Raw genomic sequence first — 739 nt, 5'->3', positions numbered from 1 at the left:
TGGGAGCCGTATCCATCACATATAAGAAGGGTATATTGACCCTTCCTATATCTTTTAGTATGCCGATAGAATGACTGAATCCATTGGAAGGCAATTGTATCAGTCATATAGCCATTTTCTGATACTCCAATTGAATAGTCTTGTTGAATATCAGCAGCTTCAAACCAATTTGTAAGTATACAGCTACCACTCATGAGAATAAGTGGTGGGCAGGTCCAGCCATCTGCATTGACTGCTTCAACCACAGTAACATATTCACGCTTTAAATTCATCCTAATATGAGGCTTATTCATATTGACGTCCCTGGTAATAATCCATTGATCACGACCAACACCGATATTGAAGCCAGTCTCATCAAAATTGTAGATATCCTCCTTTAATATCCCATGGTTCTGGATGGTCTGATGGAGCTTCTGAAACCACTCCTGAATAACCTCACGATCCTCTGCACGCTTGCGGTCAAGCTCTATAGCCCTAGAGCGACGTCTTTTATATTCAGGATGCCTTCCTAGCCATCGGTTTAACCATTTCTCGCTGACAGTAGGTGGAGGGGTGTCTAGGCTGGTATGGGTTGATCTCAGAATAGAATTGGCACTTGATTGGATCATTTGTGCAAGTGGCTTTATATTTAATTGCTCTAGAGTATCAACATAGTGACACAGAGCCTTTTCTTGCTCTTCTGATAATCTGGTGTTGGTTGGTGGTCGTTCACATAGATTGGACCGTCCCTTCCACCTTG

The 739-nt window shown here is 42.4% G+C and carries 1 protein-coding gene; it reads right to left on the bottom strand.

The annotated features are described in order from the left end of the window. Positions 1 to 608: transposase (locus IE142_RS39765; protein ID WP_502266909.1), on the bottom strand; the 608-nt coding region annotated here is incomplete at its 3' end. Positions 609 to 739: the final 131 nt, after the last annotated feature.

Origin of the sequence: Streptomyces mutabilis (assembly GCF_014649815.1) — a bacterium.
Lineage (GTDB): Bacteria > Actinomycetota > Actinomycetes > Streptomycetales > Streptomycetaceae > Streptomyces > Streptomyces mutabilis.
The sequence above is the reverse complement of the archived record's forward strand: the minus strand, read 5'-3'. Positions and strand labels throughout refer to the sequence as shown.